Genomic DNA, 21,276 nt, shown 5'->3' with positions numbered 1-21,276 from the left:
CAGCCCTGCGGGCCTCCGTGCCCTCCGTGCCTTCCGTGCCCTGAGAAAGGAAACACCCATGAGTCCCAAGAGAGCTGTGTACCGCGCCGCCGCGTTCGGCCTGATCGCCGCCTTCTCGCTGACCGCCTGCGGCGATGGCGGCGACAGCGACAGCAATCCGCTGGCGGGCGGCAGCAGCGCCGCCGCCGACGGCAAGACCCTCGTCGTCGGCTCGGCGAACTTCCCCGAGAACCAGCTGCTCGCCGAGATCTACGCCGAGGCGCTCGAGGCCAAGGGCCTGAAGGTGACGCGCAAGTTCGACATCGGAGCGCGTGAGGTCTACTACGACCAGATCGTCAAGGGCGGCATCAGCGTCTTCCCCGAGTACAACGGCGCTCTGCTGGCCGTCGCGGTCGACAAGACGAGCACCGCGACCGGCACCGAGGAGATCAACGCCGAGCTGAAGCAGAAGCTCCCGTCGTCGGTGGAGATCCTCGACTCGGCCGAGGCCCAGGACAAGGACTCGGTCACGGTCACCGCGGAGACCGCCGCCAAGTACAACCTCAAGACCCTCGCCGACCTCAAGCCGGTCGCGAAGGACATGACCATCGGTGCCGGTTCGGAGTTCAAGACCCGCACCCAGGGCGGAGTCGGCCTGAAGACGGTCTACGGCGTCGAGTTCGGGAAGTTCCAGCCGCTCGACGCGGGTGCCCAGAGCACCCTGCTGAAGCTGTTGAAGGACGACAAGGTGCAGGCCGCCAACATCTACACGACCGACCCGGCCATCGTCGAGGACAAGCTGGTGGTGCTGGAGGACCCGAAGAACCTCTTCTCCTCGCAGAACGTCACGCCCCTCGTCTACAAGTCCGCGGTCGACGACACGGCCAAGGCGGCGCTCAACGGCGTCTCCGCCAAGCTCACCACCGCCGACCTGCAGGACATGATGAAGAAGCTCGTCAACGACAAGGAGGACGCCGCCACGGTCGCGAAGGAGTGGCTGACGAAGGCCGGCCTCGTGAGCTGACGGGTTCGGCGATGCCGACCACACGGTCGGGCCGGTTCGGCAACGCAACAGCTGGGGGAAGCAGATGAGTGAAGGCGCCGGCACCGACATACCTGCGGGTGTCGGCGCCTCCGCACGGCTGCACCAGCTCTTCGAGGGCCGTCGGCTCACCCCGACGCAGCGTCGCATCGCGCACTGCCTGGTGCGGCGCGCGGCGGACGTGCCCTTTCTGTCGAGCGTGGAACTGGCTCAACTGGCCGGTGTGAGCCAGCCGTCGGTGACCCGTTTCGCGATCGCCCTCGGCTTCGACGGATATCCGGGGCTGCGCAGCCATGTGCGACAACTCGCGCCCCCCGGAACCCCGTTGGACCAGGAGCCGAGCAACCCGTACCAGCAGGCGGTGCGGGCCGAGATCGACAACCTGCGGCAGTTGGCGTCCCTGCTCGCGGATCCGGGGCCCGTGGAGCGCGCCGGTCGGCTGCTCGCCGCCTCCCGGCCGCTGCCGGTGCTCGGGCTGCGCGCCTCCGCCGCTCCGGCGCGGGGCTTCGCCTACTTCGCCGCGAAGGTCCACCCCGACGTGCGCCTGCTCGACGAGGGCGGTTCCCTGCTCGCCGACCGTGTCGATGCGGCCCGGCACGCGGGCGCGAGCGCGCTGCTGTGCTTCGCGCTGCCCCGCCACCCGCGCGAGATCCTCGCCGCGCTCAGCCACGCCCGTGCCACGGGGCTGACCGTGGTGACGATCGCCGACGGCACGTTCGCCCCGGTGGCGGCGCACAGCGATCTGCTCCTGCCGGCGGCCGTGGGGACGGGCCTGGTGTTCGACACCGTGAGCGCCCCCATGCTGCTGGGGCAGGTCCTCCTGGAAGCGATGTGCGACGCCCTGCCGGACGCCCAGGCCCACCTGGAGGAGTTCGACGCGCGGGCCGCGGCGCGGGGACTGTTCGTCGACTGAGCCGAGGGTGCCCGCAACCCTGTCGAGACGTCCGGGACTTGTCCCCACGGCGTTGCGTTCCCTATATTTCCTATCGAATTACTAGGAAAGAGTTGACGGCCTGCCCGGCGGGTGCCGAGGATGATGCACATGCCCCACAGGCAGCAACGATTCACTCCATCGGGTGGGGACGTGACTCTGCCGCCGACCGTGAGGAGACCACCGCCATGGGCGTTGCCACTGCGCCGTCCGGACCCGCCTCGGAATCCGCCCGGACGGGCCCCGGCCGCGCGCACTGGCTGCAGGTGGCCCGCGAGACGGCGGACGACCTGGCCACGGACGCGGTGGCCAGGGAGCACGCGGGCAAGACCCCGTTCGACGAGGTGTCTCGACTGCGCGAAGCGGGACTGCTGACGCTCCTCCTCCCGAGCGAGTTCGAGGGCGGCGGCGCGGACTGGCGCACGGCCTACGCCGTCGTCCGGGAGATCGCCGCCGCCGACGGCGCCATCGGTCAACTGCTCGGCTGCCACTACTTCCTGTCGTGGAGCGCCCGGTTCTTCACCGAGCCCGCCGTTGCCGCCCGGTTCGAGCAGAAGTCCGCGGCGGAGCAGTGGTGTTGGGGTGGCAGTCTCGCCCGACAGGAGCTGCCCCTGGCGCTGACCAGGAAGGCTCGGGGCCATGTGCTCGACGGTCGGCAGAGCTACGCCACGGGGGTTCTGGTCGCCGACCGCCTCGTCGTGCGGGCCGAGCGGGCCGGCACCGGCGAACCACTCGCCGTCGCCGTCGATCCGGCCCATCCCGGCGTGCGGATCGACGGCGACGTCGACACGTTCGGCCAGCGGCTCGCAGCCGGGGGCAGCGTGGAGTTCGACTCCGTGCCGGTCGCCGCCGACGACGTACTCGGCTCCCTGTCCGCGGACGAGGACGTCCTGTCGCCCCTGGTCGCTCTCATATCGCCGATCGGACGCCTCCTTTCCGTCCAGCTCCTTCTCGGCATGACCGAGGGAGTGCTCGCCGAGGCGCGTGAGTACAGCAGGGCGGGCCACTCCCCCTGGCATCCGGCCTGGCCGGTCGGCTCTCCCCAGGACCCGCAGACGCTGACCGTCTACGGCGAACTCACCGTCCTCGCCCGGGCCGCCTCCGCACTCTCCGGGCAAGCGCTGGAAGCCGTGCACGCCGGGCTGGCACACGGCCCGGACCTCACCTACGACGAGTACGCGGACATCTCGGTCCTCGTGACCATGGCCGAAGCCGCCGCCTCCAGGGCCGCACAGGAGTCCACCGCCCGCGCCCTCGACATCGTCGGGCCCCGCTCCGCGTCCTCACGGCTGGGCTTCGACCGCTTCTGGCGCAACGCGCGGACCCACACCCTGTACGAGCCCGTCGCCCACCGGCTCCGCGACGTCGGGGACTACTTCCTCAACGGCGCACACCCTCCGTTCGTCCTGCCCGTCTGACCACCGGCGTCGAGGGCGCGCCCTCCACCACATCGGTACGGGATAATGCGCACATGCGGATCTCAGCCAGGGCGGACTACGCGGTACGTGCCGCGCTGCAGCTCGCCGCGTCACGGGACGACGGGCCACTGAAGGCCGAGGCCATCGCCGACGCCCAGGACATCCCGCACAAGTTCCTCGAAAGCATCCTCAACGACATGCGCCGAGCCGGTCTCGTGCTCAGCCGGCGCGGCGGCAACGGCGGCTACCGGCTGGCCAGGCCGGCCGACTCCATCAGCATCGCCGACGTCATCCGCACCGTGGACGGACCACTGGTCTCGGTACGCGGGGTCCGCCCGCCGGATCTGTCCTACACCGGCCCCGCCGAGTCGCTGCTCCCGTTGTGGATCGCACTGCGGTCCAACGTGCGCGAGATCCTCGAAGGCGTGTCGCTCGCCGACGTCGCATCGGCCCAACTGCCCCCCGATGTCTGCACGTTGACCAACGCCCCAGGCGCGTGGGTCAACCCCTGATCCGCCGGGCCACACACAACTGATCTCACAGAGCGAGAAGGTTGTGTCCGTCATACGAACACCCTCTTGGGATGGACGCCACCTTCTGCCACGATCCCCATCATCCAGGTAGGAAAACTAGGGATCCGCGGGGGTGGCCATGAGAGCGTTCGACCACGTCGGCCGCGTGCTGCCCCTGCTGACCTCGCGTCGTCACATCGACCTCGGTCGTACGTCCAGTGCCATCTGTCGGCCCCTCCGAGGCCACAGAACCTGACGCTCCCCGAACCGTCGCCGTCGCCCTGCCTCACCGCCGCTCGACCTCGTCGGCGGGTGTGGCCGGCCTGGTGGGTCGGACGCCCTCACTTTTCGCACCTCACTTTTCGCACGTCCCTGATCGCCCATCCCTGATCGCCCATCCCTGATCGCCCATCCCTGAGAGGACACCTCTGTGTCTGCCGCGAGACCGCTCACCGCCCTGCGCATCACCGCCGTCATAGCCGCGCTCCCCCTCCTGCTCACCGCCTGCGGCTACGGTTCCGAGTCCACCGACGACGGCAAGCAGGCCGAGGTCGCGGCAGGCGCCAAGAAGCTCTCCGCCGACGAAGTGAAGATCGGCTACTTCCCCAACCTCACACACGCCACCGCTCTGGTGGGCGTCCAGGAGGGCCTGCTCCAGAAGGAGCTCGGCGGCACCACCATCAAGGCGGCCACCTTCAACGCCGGCCCGTCCGAGATCGAGGCGCTGAACGCCGGCTCCATCGACATCGGCTGGATCGGCCCCTCCCCGTCCATCAACGGCTACACCAAGTCCGACGGCAAGAACCTGCGCATCATCAGCGGTTCCGCCTCCGGTGGTGTGAAGCTCGTCGTCAACCCGAAGAAGATCAAGTCCCTGGACGACGTCAAGGGCAAGAAGATCGCCACCCCGCAGCTCGGCAACACCCAGGACGTCGCGTTCCTCAACTGGATCGCGGAGAAGGGCTGGAAGGTCGACGCGCAGAGCGGCCAGGGCGACGTCTCCGTCGTCCGTACGGACAACAAGGTCACCCCGGACGCCTACAAGTCCGGCTCCATCGACGGCGCCTGGGTGCCGGAGCCGACCGCCTCCAAGCTGGTCGCCGAGGGCGGCAAGGTGCTGCTCGACGAGTCGACGCTGTGGCCCGACAAGAAGTTCGTGATCACGAACATCATCGTGTCGCAGAAGTTCCTCAAGGCGCACCCTGACGTCGTCGAGGCCGTACTGCGCGGCTCCGTGAAGACCAACGAGTGGATCAACGCCAACCCGGAGAAGGCCAAGACGTCCGCCAACGCGGCGCTGGAGAAGCTGTCGGGCAAGGCGTTGCCCGCCGACGTCATCGACCCGGCCTGGAAGTCCATCACCTTCCTCGACGACCCGCTGGCCTCCACCCTCAACACCGAGGCGGAGCACGCGGTCAAGGCCGGTCTCCTGGAGAAGCCCGACCTGAAGGACATCTACGACCTCGCACCGCTCAACAAGGTCCTCAAGGCCGCGGGCAAGACCACGGTCGACGACGCCGGTCTCGGCGTCGAGTAACGACAACCGGACCCGCTGCTTTCCCAGGAGGGTGACGACCTCCTGGGAGCAGCCCCTGTCCGGCGGTAGGCGCCGGACCTGAATACGTCGCCTGCCCGGTGCAGAGCCAAGGTGGGCGACGCATTCCCGGATGTCAGAGCGAGGTCATCACGTGCTTGATCCGCGTGTAGTCCTCGAAGCCGTACGCGGAGAGGTCCTTGCCGTATCCGGACTTCTTGAAGCCGCCGTGCGGCATCTCGGCGACGAGTGCCATGTGGGTGTTGATCCACACACACCCGAAGTCGAGGTTCTTCGACATCCGCATCGCCCGCGCATGGTCCTTGGTCCACACCGAGGAGGCCAGCGCGTAGTCGACGCCGTTGGCGTACTGCACGGCCTGGGCCTCGTCCGTGAAGGACTGGACGGTGATGACCGGGCCGAAGACCTCGTTCTGGATGATCTCGTCGTCCTGGCGGAGGCCGGAGACCACGGTCGGGGCGTAGAAGTAGCCCTTGTAGCCGACCCGGTGGCCGCCCGCCTCGACCCTGGCGTGCTCGGGGAGGCGCTCGATGAAGCCGCTGACCTGGGCGAGCTGGCCCGCGTTGTTGAGCGGTCCGTACAGCACGTCCTCGTCGTCCGGCTGTCCGGTCCTGGTGTCGGCCGCGGCCTTGGCGAGGGCGGCGACGAACTCGTCGTGGACCGACTCGTGGACCAGGACGCGGGTCGCGGCCGTGCAGTCCTGGCCGGCGTTGAAGAATCCGCCGACCACCAGGTCCTCGACCGCCTTCGTCAGGTCGGCGTCCTCGAAGACCACGGCCGGGGCCTTGCCGCCCAGCTCCAGGTGGACCCGCTTGACGTCCTTGGCCGCGCTCTGGGCGACCTGGATGCCGGCGCGCACGGAACCGGTGATGGAGGCCATCGCGGGGGTCGGGTGCTCCACCATCAGGCGGCCGGTCTCGCGGTCGCCGCAGACCACGTTGAAGATGCCACGAGGCAGCCCCAGCTCCGCCAGGACACCGCCGATGATCTCAGCTAGCAGCACCGTGGAGGCCGGGGTGGTGTCCGAGGGCTTGAGGACCACCGCGTTGCCCGCCGCGAGCGCCGGGGCGAACTTCCAGACCGCCATCAGCAGGGGGTAGTTCCACGGCGCGACCTGTGCGCACACGCCGACCGGCTCGCGGCGGATGATGGAGGTCATCCCCTCCATGTACTCGCCGGCCGAGCGGCCCTCCAGCATCCGGGCCGCGCCCGCGAAGAAGCGGACCTGGTCGATGGCGGGGGCGAGTTCCTCGCTGCGGGTGAGGTGGAGCGGCTTGCCGGTGTCCCGGCTCTCCGCGGCGACCAGTTCGTCGGCCCGTGCCTCCATCATGTCGGCGATCTTCAGCAGGGCGCGCTGCCGTACGGACGGGGTGGTGTCGCGCCAGACGGGGAACGCGGCGGCCGCGGCCGCCATCGCCGCGTCGACGTCCGGCGCGCCGGAGAGCGGGGAGGTCGCGTAGACGTCACCGGTGGTGGGGTCCACCACGTCGAGTGTGCGGCCGTCCGCCGCGTCCGCGAATGCACCGTCGATGTAGTTGCGGAAGGTGGTACTCATGGACGTCTCTCCTGGTCAGGCGGCGGTGCGGGCGGAAAGGTGCTCGTGTACGGCGACCCAGCGACCCCCTTCGGCGCGGGCGAGGACGATGGTCTCGCGCTCCTGGACCGTCTCCTCGCCGGCGTGGGTGGAGATCCGGGTCTCCACGTCGTGGCTGAAGACGGCGGTGTCGCCGAAGGGCTGGATCAGCTGGGCGGACGAGGTGCAGCCGAGGATGCGGAAGCCGTCCTCCGCCACCCACCGCTGCCACAGTGCGCGGTACTCGGCCGTGGAGCCGAGCCGTTGCGGGGTGGTGTGGAAGACGAAGGTCGCGTCGGGGGCGAAGGCGTCGAAGTAGTCGTCGAGGCGGCCCTCGGCGAAGGCTGCGACGAGTGCGTCCGCGGCGGTCCGGACTTCCTGGACGGTGGTGGTGCTCATGCTCGGCTCCTTGCGCGGGTCACAGGTGTCACTTGGCCAGGGCGGGCTCGGGGACGGTCTCCTCGTCCCCGCCGGTGATGGGCGGCACCGGGGCGTCCGACGCCCGGACGAAGCGGGGTCCGGCAGGTCCGTACACTTCGCGCGGCTCGGGGAACAGGGTGAGCAGGGCCAGGTAGAGCACGACGGCGAGGCCGAGGCCGACCGGCAGCGAGATGTCCGTGCCGCCCGCGAGGTCGCCCAGTGGGCCGACGAACTGGCCGGGGAGGTTGGTGAAGAGGAGCGCCACGACGGCGGAGACGAGCCAGGTGGACATGCCGCGCCAGTTCCAGCCGTGCGTGAACCAGTAGCGGCCACCGCGCTGACGGCGGTTGAAGACCTGCAGCGCCTCCGCGTCGTACCAGCCGCGCCGGGTGACATAGCCGAGCGTCATGACGATCATCCACGGTGCGGTGCAGGTGATGATCAGCGTGGCGAAGGTGGAGATGGACTGCGCGAGGTTGAGCGCGAAGCGGCCGACGAAGATGAACGCGATGGACAGGGCGCCGATGAAGAAGGTGGCCTGGACGCGGCTGAAGCGCGTGAAGACGCTCGAGAAGTCGAGACCCGTGCCGTACAGGGACGTCGTGCCGGTGGACAGGCCGCCGATCAGGGCGATCAGACAGAGCGGCAGGAAGTACCAGCCGGGCGAGATCGCGAGCAGTCCGCCCACGTAGTTGGGGGCGGCCGGGTCGACGTACGGCGCGGCCTTCTGCGCGATGATCGACGCGGTGCCCAGGCCGAAGAGGAACGGCAGCAGGGTGGCGATCTGGGCGAGGAAAGCGGCCCCCATCACGCGGCGGCGCGGGGCCCCGGCCGGGATGTAGCGGGACCAGTCGCCGAGGAACGCGCCGAAGGAGACCGGGTTGGACAGCACGATCAGCGCGGCGCCGATGAACGACGGCCAGAACAGCGGGTCGGCGGTGGAAGCGAAGGCTCCCGCGTAGCCGGGGTCGAAGTCGCCCGCGAAGGCGAAGGCGCCGAGCACGAAGAGGGCCGACGCCGCCAGCACCGCGATCTTGTTGACCAGCAGCATGAACTTGAAGCCGTAGATGCAGACGACCAGGACGAGCCCGGCGAAGATCGCGTACGCGATGCCGTAGGTGACGTCCGACTCGGGGACGTCGACGAGCCGGTGCGCGCCGCCGACGAGGGCGTCCCCCGAGGACCACACCGAGATCGAGAAGAACGCGACGGCGGTGAGCAGGGAGAGGAACGAGCCGACGACCCGGCCGTGCACACCCAGGTGCGCGGAGGAGGAGACGGCGTTGTTCGTGCCGTTGGCGGGGCCGAACAGTGCCATCGGGGCCAGCAGCAGCGCACCCGCGACGAGGCCGAGGACGGTCGCCGCGAGCCCCTGCCAGAAGGACAGGCCGAAGAGGATCGGGAAGGCGCCCAGCACACAGGTCGCGAAGGTGTTGGCACCGCCGAAGGCGAGCCGGAACAGATCGATCGGGCGGGCCGTGCGGTCCTCGTCCGGGATCCGCTCGACTCCATAGGTCTCGATTTCGGTGATCGAGGTCGTCACGGGCGCTCCACCTTCCGTTCATGCAGGGGGGACGGTTACACAGTGTGTGGCCCGCCGACGACCAGCGACAATTGTGTCCATCACGGAGACGTACGCTGTTTTGTGTGGCCAGCAACAAACTCACCGTCGGGGACCTGCTCTCCTTCCCGGCGCTCCAGCTCTCCGTGAAGGCAGGCAGCGGCGGTCTGAACCGGTCCGTGTCCTGGGCACACGCCAGCGAGCTCGCCGATCCGACGCCCTGGCTCCTGGGAGCCGAGGTGATCATGACGACTGGTCTGGCGATCCCCCGTACCGCGGCCGGACAGCGCGCCTATCTGGAGCGGCTGGACGACGCCGGGGTGTCCGCTCTCGCGCTCTCCGCGCAGCTGCACATGCCCCCGCTGCACGACGCGTTCCTCCGCGCGGCGGAGGAGCGGGGCTTCCCGGTCCTCGAAGTGCCGCTCGCCGTCCCGTTCATCGCTGTCGCCCAGGAAGTCGCGGCCACGGTCCACGAGGACGCCCGGCATCGGCTGGGCGCGCAGCTCCAGGTGTTCGGAGCGCTGCGCTGGCTGGTCGCCGAGGACCTCGACACGCCGACCCTGCTGCGCCGCCTCGAAGACCTGTCGGGTTACGACGTCTATCTCTGCACGCCGCAGGGCCGCCCCCTCCTGCCCGGCGTTCCCGCGCCGGATCCCGCCGTCCTGCCCGCCTCCGTCGACGCTCCCCCGACCATCCCCGGCGGATTCGTCCTGCCGGTCCCCGCTCCCGGCGGCCCGGCCGGTTTTCTCGTCGCGTACGAGCGTCAGGGCGCACAGCCCGCGGGACTCGCCGTCGCCCAGCACATCGCCACCGTGGCGGCACTGCGGCTGGCGATGGTGCGCAACGAACGCGAGACGCTGCGCCGCGAGGGCGCGGAGACGCTGGCCGAACTCCTCCAGGAGGTGCTCGACCCGGAGACGGCACGCCGCCGGCTCGCCCGGCACGCGATCGAGGGCGACACCGTGCTTCTCGTGGTGCGCCACACCACCGACGAGGCGCTGCTGCGCTGCCTGGAGGACCATCCCTATCTGCTGCTCACCCGGGGCGAGGACCGCTACATCCTGGGAGCGCCGGAGCTGGCGGCGGCCGTCGGTGAGCTGCCGGTCGTGGCCGCCGGGATGAGCCGCCCCTTCTTGCCGGGCGCGGCACTGAAGGTCGCCCAGCGAGAGGCGCTCTGGGCGGTCTCCAAGTCCGTGGAGTCGGGCCGCCCCGTCGTCCGGTACGGTGACGACTCGACAGGCCGGTGGCTGCCCGACGACCCCGCCGTCCTGACCGCACTGGTCGAGCACGTGCTCGGCGAGGTCCTGCGCTACGACGAGGCCCATGACTCGCAGCTGCTGGTCTCCGCCCGCACCTGGATGGAGCGCGACCGCCGTACCGAGACGGCTGCGGCGGCGCTCCACATCCATCCGAACACCCTCGCCTACCGGCTACGCCGCTTCGGCGCTCTCGCCCAGCGCGACCTGACGTCGACGGGGGCACTGGCCGAGGTCTGGCTGGCGATCCAGGCAGCGGGGGCACTGGGTCTCACCGACTGAGCGGTTATCCGGTGCCGGACGCCATCCGTACCGTAGATGTCGCCCGCGCTCTCACTCGGCCTTCCTGAACAGTTCCGACATCCGGTCCCCCGTCTCATGGCCGAGCGGCCCCGTCGAGTCCGTCCCGATCAGACCGACCCGCCCGGCCAGTTCCCGGCCGTGAACGTCGACGGCCGCCTCGATGAGCCCGGCGAGCGCGTCCAGTGCCTCACGGGCGCGGGAGCGGGCGACCGCCGCGCAGCCGACGGCGACCAGCGCGGCCGGCCACCACCAGCAGGCGAGCAGGGCGTAGCCCACGGCCCAGGCGGCGAGGCGGGCGGCGGCGCTGAAGGAGTCGTGCGCCGACTGGATGTGGCGTACGGCGGGTTCGGGGAGGATCAGCCACAGGCGGGGCCAGAGAGCGGCCAGGTCCACGCCGTAGGCGGCCTCCACCCGGTCTGCCGTCGCCTGCATGCGGTCGCCGTACCAGGTGGGGCGGGTGGGTTTGCGCAGCGCCACGCGGTTGCGGGCGTCGATGAGGGCCTGGATCTGCGCAACGTCGCCGCCTTCGGCATCGGTGCTGGTGACGGGGTAGGCCGCATTGAGTTCCTGCTCCTGGCGTTCCCACTTCCGCCTGCGCCGGTCGACGAGGGCGTGCGACAGCGGGTCACGGGCGAAGCGCAACCAGTACTGCTCGATCACGCCGCCGAGGAACTGCGCGGCGAGTGAGGCCGCGGTCGCGGTGAGCAGGACGAGGGCGACCAGGAGTGCGGCGGTCCCGGTGCGGTCGAGGACCGGGCGGGCGGCGAGGTCGTCCAGGGTGGTGCGCAGCCGGTCGATGTCGTTCCAGTGGCGGTGACCCAGGGTGGTGCCGACGGCCGTGGCGGCGAGGAAGAGCGCGCCGGGGAGGACCAGCAGGTTCAGCCAGCGCTCGGTGAGTTTGCCGCCCAGGGTGGCGAGGAGAGGGTTCATGCGGGCGGCGTCACTGTGCGGGGCCCAGTCGGCCCTTGCGCATACGGGTGTCGTTGACGGCGCAGTGCGGGGCCGGGAGCAGGTCGCGGGCCCGTTCGACGCGGGTGCACCGGGCCGGTCCCGGGCACAGGGCCACCTTGATGTGGGGCGTGATGCCGGGGACTTCCCCGCCCCGGGACTCGTTGACCAGCCCGCGTGCGTCCCCGGTCTGGCGCAGCAGCATGTCCAGGGCACGGAAGCAGGCGGTGAGTTCGTCGGAGCCCGCGCCTGACCGCAGCAAGTCCCGTGCCCGCCCGGCCGTCTCCCGGACCCCTGGCTGCCGCAGGTCCTCCGGCGAGCCGAGCAGCGCGCACAGCGCCGCCGCCCTGCGGTCGGGCTGAGGGAGGTCGGGAGATGCAGTCATGGTCCAAGTGTGCCGCAGATCAGGCACAGTTGACGGTGAGTTGACGCGTCGTCGGAGGCGACGGCCGGGGGGAGCGAAGGCGTGAGGTACGACCGGGAGTGGTTCCTTCAGGCGGTTCGCGTGCGCCTCGGCCGGGCCGATACGGCGGACGGGGGTGTGGACCCGGACGTGGTGTTCGGTCCCTTCGCGGATGCCGAACTCCGGGGACTGCTACGGACCTGCGACACGAGGACCGACATGGAGGCCCGGCACGCGGCCGGCTGGCTCTGCGTCGCCCGTGCGATGGCCGACCCGGGAGATGGTGGCGCCGTCCACGGGTGCATGGCCGGGACGCTGCTCTACCCGGTGTGGGTCGCCGATCCGGGGCTGGTGCCACCGGAGTTGGCGGCGGGCTACGCGTCCAACGATCCCGCCATGCACCCCGACCCGGCGAACGCGGACGGTCCCGACGAGTGGGCGGCCCAGGTCGCCGCGCTCGAGATCGTGGTGGAGGGACGGCAGCACAACCCGCCGCCGGACGCCTCCGAGGCCGACCGCCGGCTCCACGAGACAGCCGTGCTGATGGCCGCCCTGGCGCCCTCGCGCGACACTCAGCTCGCCACCGCGATCGGGCTCGGCAGCCTCGCCGTCCTCGCGACGCCGGAGTACGACCCCTGGTTCCCGAGCCTGCTCAGAGGTGTGACCGCCATCGTGACCCTCGCGGGGACGACCTGGCCGTTCGGGGACCTGGCGGAAGCGGATCCGGTCCGGTTCGTCCGCGGCGCCCTCAGGCGGATCCCGGCCGACTCCCCCGAACGGCCCCTCGTTCTCGACGCTCTGGGCCGCCGGCTCCTGGACCGCTACCTGGACTCGCACGATGCCGAGGACCTGCACATGGCGGTGGGCATCGCACGGGACGTACTGGACCGGCTGCCGCCCGGCGACCCGCATCTGCCACACTGCTTCAGCGCCCTGGGGGCAGCGCTGCTGCTGTTGCGACACGTGGAGGGGGCGACGCCCGAGCAGTGCGACGAGGCGGTGGACGTGTGCCGCCGGGCCGTCGCCGGCCATCCGAGGGGACCCGCGGCGGCGGGCCACGACCTGGGCATGGCGCTCGTCCTGAGGTCGCAGCACACCGGCCGCGTGGCGGATCTGGACGAGGCGATCGCTGTGTTCACCGGGGCGCTGCGGGCAACAGGGAATCCGGGAGAGACCGCCGCCCTGCGCAACGCGCTGGGCAACGCTCTGCGCGCCCGCTCCGTCGCGACCGGCTCCCAGGCCGATCTGGACGCGGCGCTCGATCTCACCGACCGCTCCCTGGCCTCCGCGGAGGCGGCGGACGGCCCGCGACTGCCGCTCATCGCTCCCGCGATGGCCCTGTACAACCGCTACCTGCTCGACCCGAAAGCGAACGGGGCGGATCTGGACGAGGCGCTGCGCCGGCTGCGGCACGCCGAGGCGCTCATGCCGCCGGGCCACCCGGACCGTCCCGCGGCGCTCGACGACCTGGGCCTGGTGCTGGCCGCCTGCTATCAACGCTCGGGAAGGCCGGAGGAGTTGAACGAGGCGGTGCTGGCTCATCGGGAGTCGGTGGCACTCACCCGGGAGGGGCACGGGTCGCTCGGACTGCGGCTGCTCAACCTCGGTGCCGCGTTGAGTCTGCGGCACCTGCTGACCGAGGACGGCGACGACCTGCGGGAGTCCCAGGAGTCCCGGCGACGGGCCTTCGAGCTGCCCGGCATGGGCCCGGCGCACCGGGCGGCGCTGCTGAGCTCGACCGGGCTCAGCCTCATGGCGGGCTTCGAGCGGGTCCCCGACCCGGTCGCCCGACTCGACGAGGCGGTACGGCTCCTGAGGGAAGCGCTCGCCCTCACCCCGCAGGGCGACCCGATGCTGCCCCGGCGCCGCCACAACCTCGCCGTCGCCCTGATGATCCGCGTCTCGAGGACGATGCGGATCGGCGAGGCCCGCGAGGCCCGCGAGTTGACCGACGCGGTGATCGAGGCGCTGCCCCCGAACTCCCCCCACCTGCCCGGTGCCCTCACGGTGGCCGCGGGCGCGCGGCTCCTGAGCCCCCGCTCCCTGCTGTCGTCGGCCGGCCGGGACGACGTGGTCGCGCTGTACCGCCGGGCGGTCGAGGCCACCCCGCCCGGCCACCCCACGCGCACCCAGCGCCTGGCAAACCTCGGCCACGCCCTGCGCGATGTGGGGTCCCGCCGCCGTCGCCGCCCGGCCGATCTGGTCGAAGCGGCCGAGCGGTTCCAGGAAGCGGCCCTGGAACAGCAGTGCCCGCCCGCCCTGCGCCTGGACGCCGCACGGACCTGGGGCGACGTCCGGGCGGAACTGGGTGACTGGGACGGCGCCCTGGACGGCTACGTCGTGGCGGTCGACCTGCTGCACTCGGTGGCGCCCCGTCATCTCGTCCGCGACGACCAGGAGCTCCTGCTGAGCCGTACCGTCGGGCTGGGCGCCGCCGCCGCTGCCTGCGCCGTGCGCTGCGGCCGGCCCGGGCTCGCGGTCGGTCTGCTCGAACAGGCCAGGGGCGTGATCCTCTCCCACGCCTTCGACGCCGACAGCGATCTGACCCGGCTCCGGGAGGCCGCCCCGGACCTCGCCGACCGCTTCGAAGAACTCCGGGAGGCCCTGGACACGGCGACCGGCAGCCAGGGGTTCCTGGAAGAGGGACCGCCCGGCCCCGAGGACGCCCGCGCCGACCTTCGGCAGCGACTGGCCGCCGAATGGCGCGACCTCGTCGCCCGGATCCGCGCCGAGCACCCCGAACTGGGCCTGCTGCGTCCGGTCCGGGACTGGGACGAACGCGAACTGTGCGCGACGGCCGCCGCGGGCCCGGTGGTCCTGGTCAACGTCTCGCCGTACGGCAGCGACGCCCTGGTCGTCACCGAGCACTCCATCGACGCCGTGCCGCTCCCGGGCCTCGACCCACGGACGACGGCGACACGTCGGCAGACCTTCCAGGACGCGCTGATCCGCATCGAGACACCCGGAACCTCCCGCAAGCAGTCGCAGCGCGCGCAGCAGGACGTAAGGGAAACCCTCGCCTGGCTGTGGCAGGCGGTCACCGGCCCGGTCCTCGACCGCCTCCCCGCGGCAACCCGTGTGTGGTGGTCGCCCGGCGGTCTCCTGGGCACGCTGCCCCTGCACGCGGCGGCCCCCGCAGGCGCCGCTCCGGGCGCCCTGGACCGGGTGGTCTCCTCGTACACGCCGACCCTGCGGGCCCTGCACCACGCCCGCGGGCGCGCCGCCCGCCCGGCAGGCACCGGAACCCTCGTCGTCAGCGTCGCGCAGGCCGCCGGACAGGCCCCGCTCCCCGGCGCACGCCGCGAGGCCGACCGCCTGGCCCGCCTGCTCCCCCGAGCCACGCTGCTGGCGGACGCCTCTGCCACCCACTCCGCGGTCGTCTCGGCCCTGCCCCGCCACGCCTACGCCCACTTCGCCTGCCACGCCCTGGGCGACCTGGAACGCGCCTCCGGCAGCCGCCTCGTCCTGCACGACCACACCGAACGCCCGCTGACCGTCCGCGACCTGGCCCGACTACGACTGCCGTCGGTCCGGCTCGCCTACCTGTCCGCCTGCGACACCCTGCGCACCAGCCCCGAGCTCGCCGACGAGGCCGTCCACATCGTCAGCGCCTTCCAGATGGCCGGATTCCCCCATGTCGTCGGCTCCCTGTGGCACGTCGACGACGTGATCGGGGCGGAAGTCGCGCTCAGCGTGTACGACACCCTGAACAGGGACGACGGCACACTCGACGTCGCCCGCACGGCCGAGGCCCTGCACCGCGCCGTACGCACCCTGCGCGACACCTATCCCCGGACGCCCAGCCTGTGGGCGTGCCAGGTACACGCAGGGCCCTGATGACTCGCCTTCTCACGGATTGCCGGGCCGTGTGTCAGCCTGCTGCTGATCCTCACCGGCCGGGCCTGCGCCGTGAGGAGATCGCCACCCTGGCCGGGGTGAGCATCGACTACTACACCCGGCTGGAACGCGGCCGGGAGACCAACCCCAGCCCGTCGGTGGTCGACGCCCTCGCCTCCGCCCTGCTGCTGGAGGAAGCCGAGCTGCTGCATCTGCGGGATCTCGCCGCATGTGCGGCCCGCGGCGGAGCGGGGACGGAGCGCCCGACCGTGGCGGCCGAACAGACCGTGGACGCGGGCCTGCACCAGTTGCTCGAAGCCCGCCATGGCCCGGTAGCCGTCGGGGACTGCGTCGAGGCCGACGGTGCGGTCGAAGAGACGGCCCGGTTCGATCCGGCCCTCCAGGATGTCCGGCAGCAGCTCGTCGATGTAGGCGCGCGCCGGGGCGACACCGCCGGTGAGCGTGATGTTCTTCATGAACTCCGGGAACCCCAGGGGGACTTCGGGGTACTGCGGGGCGCCGACCCGGCTGATGGTGCCGCCCGGGCGGACCGTGCCGATCGACATGTGCAGGGCGGGCAGGGTGCCGACGCATTCGAGGACCGTGTGCGTGCCGTGGCCGCCGGTCAGTTCGCGCACGCGCTCGATGCCCTCGTCGCCGCGCTCGGCCACGACGTCGGTGGCGCCGAAGTCCCGGCCCAGGTCGGTGCGGCCCTTGTGCCGGCCCATGAGGATGATCCGCTCGGCGCCGAGTCGTTTGGCCGCGAGGACGGCGGACAGGCCGACCGCGCCGTCACCGACGACCGTGACGGTCGTACGGGGGCCGACGTCGGCGGTGACCGCGCAGTGGTGGCCGGTGCAGAAGACGTCGGACAGGGTCGCGGAGGCGATCAGCTCCCGGCGTTGGCGGCGAAGCAGCCGAGGGTCGCGCATCGACGGCGTACAGCACTGGGACGACGAGGACGCCGCGGCGCATTGCGTCAAGGCAGGCGCACCACCCGGCCGTCGCCGGCGCTGGACCGCGCAGCGTCCAGAACGGTGGCGGTGGCCACCGCGTCCCAGGGATCGACGGGAACAGGTCCCTCGTCACGGACCGCGGCGGCGAAAGCGGTATAGAACAGGTCCCACCTGCCGCGGGTCGAGGCAACGGGCTCGACGGTGTCTCCGCGCTGCACTCGGCCCCATAGGCTTTCGGGCTCGGTACCCCAGCTGTCGCCCTCGGACTGCGGGGTCGCACCGGTCATCAGCGCGCGGTCCTGGCTGTCTCTGTGGTCGACGACAAAGGTGCCCGTAGTCCCCGTGACCCGCAGGCTGGGCCCCGGGGCACCCTGCCGCCAACTGCCCCACAGGTGGGAGTGCGCTCCGTTGCGGTGGGTCAGGGCCACAAAGACGTCGTCGTCGAGTCCGTCCTCGTCATCGCGGTGGTGCATCTCCGCGTACACCCGCTCCACCGGGCCGGACAGCACCAAGGCCTGGTCGACCAGGTGGCTGCCGAAGTCGACAAGGGTGCCGCCGCCCGCGGCAGGAGCACCCGCCTCGGGCTGGAAGACCTCGAACCGGGACTCATAGCGGAGGACGGTGCCGATTTCGCCGCGGTCCAGCAACGTCCGCAGAGTGAGGAAGTCCGAATCCCACCGGCGGTTCTGGTACACCGTCAGCGGACGGCCCTGCTTCTCCGCGAACTCGACGGTCGCACGCGCCGAGGCCTCGTCGAGTGCGAACGGCTTGTCGCAGACGACGGCCAGGCCCAGTTCCAGCGCCAGCCGTACCAAAGAGATGTGCGTGGCCGCGGGCGTGGAGACCACGACCGCCTCGGCGCCGGCACGGACCAGATCTTCCAGTGAGTCGAACGTCGGCCGGCTCACGTCCAGGGCGACCTGGGCTCGGCGCTCGGGCGAAGCGGTGACCACACCCAGGAACTCGTACTCCGGAGCGGCTGCGAGCAACGGGGCGTGAAAGACGCGACCGCCGAAGCCGTAGCCGATCAGTCCGATCCGTACGGGGGTGTCCAAGAGAACTCCTCTGTCTTCTTCGATGGGGAGAACGTGGTCCGGTCCGCCGGGCCGGCGAGACGGGAATCGACCCGCAGCGGATTCCCCTTCTCAAGGACTGAGCCTTCATGCAATGGTGCGCGAGGTCAATGATCCGGAGACGCCACAGTCAGAACGAGTCGAGCAAGACCGCCGTCGCGCGGATGCTCATGGGCCTGCACCGCACCCGAACACCCCTACACCCGCGCCCTGCCGGCAGCCGTCCCCCGCGAGGGCTGGCACCCGACCCGCCACCGTGACGCCCCAGGCATGGGTGTCGCGCGTCGGCCCACCGTGAGGGCCGCGTCGTCCCAGGCCTGCGTTACGGATGTGTTCCGAACTCTTGACGGCGGCCTTATGACTGCGTAGACATGACAGCGCAGACATGACTGCGTAGCCAGTCAGGTGCGGTTCTGACATCATCAGGCTCGTACATCCGGCCACCGGGAGACACCATGACGCGAGGATCAGCACGGAGCGGGAACGCCTCGGCTCCGCGCAGCGTGGACGTGGCCCGCCTGGCCGGGGTCTCGCAGAAGACGGTGTCGAGGGTCTTCAACGACGAGCAGTACGTCTCCGCCGAGGTCCGCCGACGCGTTCTCGAAGCCGCCGAAGAGCTCGGGTACCGGCGTAACAACGCCGCCCGGGCACTCGCCTCCGGACGTACCCGCTCCATCGGAGTGGTGACCCTGGGCACCGCCCTGTACGGACCCGCCTCGCTCCTCATGGGTGTCGAGCGGGTCGTCCGGGACACGGGCTACGCGCTGCGCGTGGTCAACACGATGGAAGGCGACCCGGCGGGCATGGCCGGTGCCGTGGACTCGCTCCTCGATCAGGGCGTGGACGGCATCGTCATCTCCGAACCGATCGACGAAGCCGGTGCCGGAGGGGACTCCTCCCTCCGCATCGACGTTCCGGTCCTCGTCCTCGGCGCACCCTCCTCCGTCACCGCACTCACGGTCCTGACCGCGGGGGACGGCGCCGACCTGATGGCCCACACCGCCACTGAACACCTGCTGGAGCTCGGCCATCCGACGGTCCATCACCTGGCCGGCCCGCAGAGGTGGTACGCCGCCCGTGACCGGTTCGAGGGATGGCGGGCGACCCTTACCAGGCACGGCCGGGATGTGCCGCCCGCCATCGAGGGTGACTGGTCGGCCGCGTCAGGGTACCGGGCGGGCCTCGAACTGGCCGAAGACCATGACGTCACCGCGGTGTTCGCCGCGAACGACGACATGGCGATCGGCCTGATCCGCGCACTGACGGAGGCCGGGCGGCGGGTACCGGAGGACGTCAGCGTCGTCGGCTTCGACGACATTCCGGTCGCCGCGTATGTGACTCCTCCGCTGACCACGGTGCGGCAGCCGTTCGACGCCGTGGCGCAGGAGGGGCTCAAGCGACTCGTACATGCCATCGAGAACCCGGACGCGGCCCCCCTGCCCGCCGGCGCCCCACCGATCGACCTGATCGTGCGGGCCTCCACCGCGCCTCCGCCGAGCCGGACGGCTCCGGCTCGTGGCCGGCGTACCGCCTCGCGTTCCCGCGGAAAGGCACACCATCCGCCGCTGCCGAACGGAGGCCCACCCAGCCACCACTGAACCACTGATCAGCCCCGATCAGCCCCGATCAGCCCCGATCAGCCCCGATCAGCCCCGATCAGCCCCGATCAGCCCCGACAGCATATGCGCCAGGCCCGCGTGTGATCCCAGGACGAGCCGCATCCTCCGGTCACGCCCCGCCCCTTCAGACGCCCCCGCCACACGATCGACGCGGGGACGCTCCTGAACCCAGCAGCCGCTGAGCCACGTTCCACACGGTCTCCGCCTCTGCCCCGTCCGCATTCCTCTCCGGCCGCCGCCTCCACTTCCCCACACGGAACGCTCATCGGCCCCGGTCCACGAGGACACGCACCCGGCCCCCGTCGGCTCCAGAGCCCCGGTCGGCGTGTCCACGCCTCTCCTCCAGCACGCTTCCGCACGCCCTTGCCAGGCGTGCCGTCACCTTCGCCACCGGCGGGAGTTCACCATGCCCAGAAACACGTCCACCTCCATGTCCGACCCCTCTTCGATGAGCCGTCGGCTGTTCCTCGCCACGACGGGCGCCCTGTCGCTCGGCGCCGCGCTCACCGCCTGCGGCGGCGGTGACTCCGGCAGTTCCTCCGGCTCCAGCAAGCCGGTGAGCCAGGCCGACATCGACAAGGCGATGAAGACGCCGACCGAGCTGACGTTCTGGACCTGGGTCCCGAACATCGACAAGGAGGTCGCGCTCTTCGAGGCCAAGTACCCGGCCGTCAAGGTCAAGGTCGTCAACGCCGGCCAGGGCACGCCCCAGTACACCAAGCTGCGCACCGCGCTGAAGGCCGGCAGCGGCGCCCCGGACATGGTGCAGATGGAGTTCCAGGCCATCCCGACCTTCACCATCACCGACAGCCTCCTCGACCTGCGGCCGTACGGCGCCTCCGCGCTCAAGTCCACGTTCGTCGACTGGACCTGGGGCCAGGTCAGCGGGAGCAAGGGGGAGGTCTGGGCGATCCCGCAGGACACCGGCCCGATGGGCATGCTGTACCGGCAGGACATCTTCGACGAGCACGGCATCGACGTCCCCGGTACCTGGGACGAGTTCGCCGCCGCGGCCCGCAAACTGCACAAGGCCGACCCGGACGTGTACCTCACCAACCTCGCCGCCAACCAGGTCGCCGCCTGGCACGGCCTGCTCTGGCAGGCGGGCGGCAAGCCGTACGTCACCTCCGGCAAGAGCGACATCACCATCAGCGTCGACGACGCGGTGTCGAAGAAGCTCGGCGCGTACTGGGGTGGCCTCGCCAAGGAGGGAGTCATCGGCGTGGAGCCGGACTTCACCGACTCCTGGTATGCGGCGCTGAACAAGGGCAAGTACGCCACCTGGCTCACCGGGGCCTGGGGCCCGGCCTTCCTCTCCGGTTCCGCCAAGGCCACCTCGGGCAAGTGGCGCGCGGCCCCGCTCCCCCAGTGGGACGCGTCCAAGCCCTCCTCCGGCAACTGGGGCGGCTCGACGACCGCCGTGATCCGCTCCACCAAGAACCCCGTCGCGGCCGCGATGTTCGCGCAGTTCCTCAACAGCGACCCGGCCAGCGCGAAGATGTTCGCCACCGAGCAGTTCTTCTTCCCCGCCACCAAGGCCCTCCTCGCCGACGCCTCCTTCCTCGGAGACGCGCCCGCCTTCTACGGCGGCCAGAAGGTCAACCAGGTCTTCGCCGACATCAGCACCGAGGTCGACCCCTCCTTCCAGTGGCCGCCGTTCCTCGACCAGGCGGCGACGGACTGGACGGAGACGGTCGGCAAGTCCCTCGCCGACAAGACCGACACCCTCCGCGGGCTCGGCACCTGGCAGTCGCGGCTGACCACCTACGCAAAGGGCCAGGGCTTCACCGTCAAGACGTCGTAACGGTCCACCGGGTCCCGTGCGGCGGCACGCCACCGCTTCCCGTTCCCCGGCCTGCCCACGCCCTTCGTCGTCGCCCAGGTGGCGAT

The 21,276-nt window shown here is 71.1% G+C and carries 16 protein-coding genes and 2 pseudogenes; 11 read left to right on the top strand and 7 right to left on the bottom strand.

All coding sequences use genetic code 11. The features are described 5' to 3' along the window. Nucleotides 1-58: 58 nt before the first annotated feature. The 6 genes from ACWD4O_RS41375 (at nucleotide 59) to ACWD4O_RS41350 (ending at nucleotide 5,419) form a co-directional block, all read left to right on the top strand. Entirely contained in the window at nucleotides 59-1,003 is a 945-nt protein-coding gene (locus ACWD4O_RS41375) for a glycine betaine ABC transporter substrate-binding protein (protein ID WP_451288202.1), read from the top strand. Nucleotides 1,004-1,067: 64 nt separating this feature from the next. Then, a complete protein-coding gene (locus tag ACWD4O_RS41370; RefSeq protein ID WP_451288201.1) occupies nucleotides 1,068-1,934 on the top strand; it encodes a MurR/RpiR family transcriptional regulator in 867 nt (288 codons plus the stop codon). Nucleotides 1,935-2,140: 206 nt separating this feature from the next. Further along, nucleotides 2,141-3,370: an acyl-CoA dehydrogenase family protein gene (locus tag ACWD4O_RS41365; RefSeq protein WP_451288200.1), complete on the top strand. Its 1,230-nt coding sequence runs from the start codon at nucleotides 2,141-2,143 to the stop codon at nucleotides 3,368-3,370. Between the two features lie 53 nt (nucleotides 3,371-3,423). Continuing rightward, complete coding sequence (locus tag ACWD4O_RS41360) at nucleotides 3,424-3,882, top strand: RrF2 family transcriptional regulator (protein WP_451288199.1); 459 nt, start codon at nucleotides 3,424-3,426, stop codon at nucleotides 3,880-3,882. Between the two features lie 139 nt (nucleotides 3,883-4,021). After that, nucleotides 4,022-4,138: a putative leader peptide gene (locus ACWD4O_RS41355; RefSeq protein ID WP_451288198.1), complete on the top strand. Its 117-nt coding sequence runs from the start codon at nucleotides 4,022-4,024 to the stop codon at nucleotides 4,136-4,138. Between the two features lie 174 nt (nucleotides 4,139-4,312). Then, entirely contained in the window at nucleotides 4,313-5,419 is a 1,107-nt protein-coding gene (locus ACWD4O_RS41350) for an aliphatic sulfonate ABC transporter substrate-binding protein (protein ID WP_451288197.1), read from the top strand. Nucleotides 5,420-5,552: 133 nt separating this feature from the next. On the opposite strand, the gene ACWD4O_RS41345 is transcribed toward ACWD4O_RS41350, so the two are convergent. Genes ACWD4O_RS41345 through ACWD4O_RS41335 form a run of 3 tightly spaced genes read right to left on the bottom strand, consistent with a single transcriptional unit; the run spans nucleotide 5,553 to nucleotide 8,973 of the window. Continuing rightward, entirely contained in the window at nucleotides 5,553-6,992 is a 1,440-nt protein-coding gene (locus tag ACWD4O_RS41345) for a gamma-aminobutyraldehyde dehydrogenase (protein WP_451288196.1), read from the bottom strand. A 15-nt stretch (nucleotides 6,993-7,007) separates the two neighbouring features. Beyond that, a complete protein-coding gene (locus ACWD4O_RS41340) occupies nucleotides 7,008-7,409 on the bottom strand; it encodes a YybH family protein (RefSeq protein ID WP_451288195.1) in 402 nt (133 codons plus the stop codon). A 28-nt stretch (nucleotides 7,410-7,437) separates the two neighbouring features. Then, complete coding sequence (locus tag ACWD4O_RS41335) at nucleotides 7,438-8,973, bottom strand: purine-cytosine permease family protein (RefSeq protein ID WP_451288194.1); 1,536 nt, start codon at nucleotides 8,971-8,973, stop codon at nucleotides 7,438-7,440. A gap of 104 nt (nucleotides 8,974-9,077) precedes the next feature. Here ACWD4O_RS41335 and ACWD4O_RS41330 point away from each other — a divergent pair, with 104 nt between their 5' ends. Next, a complete protein-coding gene (locus tag ACWD4O_RS41330) occupies nucleotides 9,078-10,529 on the top strand; it encodes a PucR family transcriptional regulator (protein ID WP_451288193.1) in 1,452 nt (483 codons plus the stop codon). 51 nt (nucleotides 10,530-10,580) lie between these two features. On the opposite strand, the gene ACWD4O_RS41325 is transcribed toward ACWD4O_RS41330, so the two are convergent. After that, nucleotides 10,581-11,480: a hypothetical protein gene (locus tag ACWD4O_RS41325; RefSeq protein ID WP_451288192.1), complete on the bottom strand. Its 900-nt coding sequence runs from the start codon at nucleotides 11,478-11,480 to the stop codon at nucleotides 10,581-10,583. 10 nt (nucleotides 11,481-11,490) lie between these two features. Then, complete coding sequence (locus tag ACWD4O_RS41320) at nucleotides 11,491-11,883, bottom strand: hypothetical protein (protein WP_451288191.1); 393 nt, start codon at nucleotides 11,881-11,883, stop codon at nucleotides 11,491-11,493. An 81-nt stretch (nucleotides 11,884-11,964) separates the two neighbouring features. Here ACWD4O_RS41320 and ACWD4O_RS41315 point away from each other — a divergent pair, with 81 nt between their 5' ends. Together ACWD4O_RS41315 and ACWD4O_RS41310 are read left to right on the top strand one after the other, a co-directional pair. Continuing rightward, nucleotides 11,965-15,738: a CHAT domain-containing protein gene (locus ACWD4O_RS41315; protein ID WP_451288190.1), complete on the top strand. Its 3,774-nt coding sequence runs from the start codon at nucleotides 11,965-11,967 to the stop codon at nucleotides 15,736-15,738. Continuing rightward, nucleotides 15,738-15,893, top strand: a pseudogene (locus ACWD4O_RS41310) (helix-turn-helix domain-containing protein); the annotation flags it as partial. The gene ACWD4O_RS41315 and the pseudogene ACWD4O_RS41310, both read left to right, overlap by 1 nt. A gap of 150 nt (nucleotides 15,894-16,043) precedes the next feature. On the opposite strand, the pseudogene ACWD4O_RS41305 reads toward ACWD4O_RS41310, so the two are convergent. Next, nucleotides 16,044-16,616: pseudogene (locus ACWD4O_RS41305) on the bottom strand (zinc-binding dehydrogenase); the annotation flags it as partial. 101 nt (nucleotides 16,617-16,717) lie between these two features. Further along, entirely contained in the window at nucleotides 16,718-17,749 is a 1,032-nt protein-coding gene (locus ACWD4O_RS41300) for a Gfo/Idh/MocA family protein (RefSeq protein ID WP_451288189.1), read from the bottom strand. Nucleotides 17,750-18,222: 473 nt separating this feature from the next. Here ACWD4O_RS41300 and ACWD4O_RS41295 point away from each other — a divergent pair, with 473 nt between their 5' ends. Both ACWD4O_RS41295 and ACWD4O_RS41290 read left to right on the top strand, forming a co-directional pair. Then, nucleotides 18,223-19,365, top strand: a complete 1,143-nt coding sequence (locus ACWD4O_RS41295) for a LacI family DNA-binding transcriptional regulator (RefSeq protein WP_451288188.1) — start codon at nucleotides 18,223-18,225, stop codon at nucleotides 19,363-19,365. A gap of 427 nt (nucleotides 19,366-19,792) precedes the next feature. Continuing rightward, nucleotides 19,793-21,190 carry an ABC transporter substrate-binding protein gene (locus ACWD4O_RS41290; RefSeq protein WP_451288187.1) on the top strand — a complete coding sequence of 466 codons (1,398 nt, stop codon included), beginning with the start codon at nucleotides 19,793-19,795 and terminating at the stop codon, nucleotides 21,188-21,190. Nucleotides 21,191-21,276: the final 86 nt, after the last annotated feature.

The sequence above is a fragment of the Streptomyces sp. NPDC002623 genome, assembly GCF_053592635.1.
Note: the sequence above shows the minus strand (reverse complement) of the source record. Positions and strands in the feature narration are given on the sequence as shown.